This window comes from Paenibacillus sp. 01T422 (assembly GCF_056398785.1).
Genome location: NZ_JBFTQB010001436.1, coordinates 1 through 871, shown reverse-complemented (window position 1 = coordinate 871; position 871 = coordinate 1). Strand labels below are relative to the sequence as shown.

The following is an 871-nucleotide window of genomic DNA, read 5'->3' as shown; positions in this document are numbered from 1 at the left end:
AATATAAGCCAAGCTGAACAATTAACATCCAGAAAATCATAAAGGAGAATAACCCATGACTATACAAGGAAAAGTAGTAGTGATTACTGGCGGAAGCAGCGGTCTCGGGAAAGCAATGACGATTGAGATGGTGAATCGGGGAGCGAAAGTTGTCATCAATGGGCGCCRCGAAGAAGCATTGGCAGCAGTTGCAAAAGAAATCGATCCAACCGGAAAAAGCGTGCGCTATGTAGCTGGTGATATCGCTGATCCTAAGGTAGCGCAGCACTTAATCGAAGAAGGATTGGCGCACTTCGGACGCATTGATACGCTAGTCAATAATGCTGGTATCTTCATGTCTAAACCATTTACAGAGTATACCGAAGAGGATTTCGCATCGTATTTATCTACGAATGTCGTTGGCTTCTTCCACGTTACGCAACGTGCTGTTACGGAGATGTTGAAACAAGGTTCAGGACATATCGTGAATATTACGACAAGTCTGGTGGACCAACCGTCAGTGAACGTTCCTTCTGTGCTTGCTTCATTGACGAAGGGTGGTCTGAAGTCGGCTACAAAATCATTGGCTATCGAGTATGCGGCTAGTGGTATTCGCGTGAATGCCGTTTCGCCGGGCGTTATCAAAACCCCCATGCACGCTGTCGAAACACATGAGGCACTAGCTAGTTTGCATCCGATAGGTCGTATGGGCGAGTCTCAAGACATCGTGGATGCCGTCTTATATCTGGATTCAGCCAATTTCGTTACAGGTGAAATCCTTTATGTGGATGGTGGGCAAAACGCAGGAACTAAGTAAATTTTGCCTATCAAGCAAATAAGTCAAATCTAATAGCAAATTAGTGATCTCATTTTAATAGGAATGGGGAGAATG

The 871-nt window shown here is 44.9% G+C and carries 1 protein-coding gene; it reads left to right on the top strand.

What is annotated here, in order from left to right:
- The first annotated feature begins 55 nt into the window (after window positions 1-55).
- Window positions 56-796 (top strand): SDR family NAD(P)-dependent oxidoreductase, encoded by a 741-nt coding sequence (locus AC1DUA_RS39345; protein WP_477504842.1) that lies wholly within the window; start codon window positions 56-58, stop codon window positions 794-796.
- The last annotated feature ends 75 nt before the right edge of the window (window positions 797-871 follow it).